1 protein-coding gene is annotated in these 861 nt (G+C 40.8%); it reads right to left on the bottom strand.

Features of this window, described 5'->3' with window-relative positions; genetic code table 11:
- Positions 1-576 precede the first annotated feature (576 nt).
- A partial coding sequence (locus CFT61_RS17130) for a hypothetical protein (RefSeq protein ID WP_089545441.1) occupies positions 577-861 on the bottom strand: 285 nt, incomplete at its 5' end.

The raw sequence follows: 861 nt of genomic DNA, 5'->3' as shown, positions 1-861 counted from the left end.
CGCCTTTGTAATTAATTCACCGATTAACGTATCACGCTGTATATCAATGGTTTTACCAAATCAACGCGAGTTAATTTCTGGTCAGCATCAATCCAATATCCCTCTGGGATATCAGTCTGTTGTGTAAATTGTTTTGGATTAGTGTGCATTGCGTTTTCCTTATGAGCTAATTTGATTTTACAAAGTGCTAAACCAACTTCTTGTACTAATTCTTCTGAGAGTACCATTTCATCCTTGGTCGTTCCTGGCTCTGCTTTGCGCCTAATAATCTCAACGTCACCGTGACCATGCTTACTCTCTTTAATTACAATGGTAATTTTGCTGCCATAATAAATTCCTTTTAGTGGATATTAACGCGACAGGTTTCGACCTTACATTCAGTGACGCGCTTGATAAAAACTTGCTCACAAAACGGGCAGGTGCAAAGGCTATCCCAAGACTCACCTTTTGGTGCTGATAATGTCTTGATAGTTTCATGACATTTAGGACACGGAAAACTAGTAAGTGGCGCTAGTCTCTCTTCAGCACGCTTAATATAGCTAAAATATTTATCTTTTAAATTCATACAGAAACCCTCTAATGAATAGATTCAGACCAGTAAAACGCGGCAACCTTCGGTATCGAACACGCCTTGTTTACCCTTATGCTATTAAAATATTGGTAAGACGCCTTACCTTCCTGAATGAGTGCATCACAATAGCTGTTTCGGGCTACGTGAATGCAAGGCTTACCTTGACGGGTGATCACACTCAATATGGTGACGCCTTGCTGTTCTAACTGCTGTGCCACTGAGCCTGCACGTAGCAAGTCAGAGACAATGGATTGGTTTTTCAGCCGTAATAGTGATATCCATGTAGTACC

Source organism: Segatella copri (assembly GCF_002224675.1).
GTDB classification, from domain to species: Bacteria; Bacteroidota; Bacteroidia; order Bacteroidales; family Bacteroidaceae; genus Prevotella; species Prevotella copri_U.
This window is presented reverse-complemented; position numbering and strand designations above follow the sequence as displayed.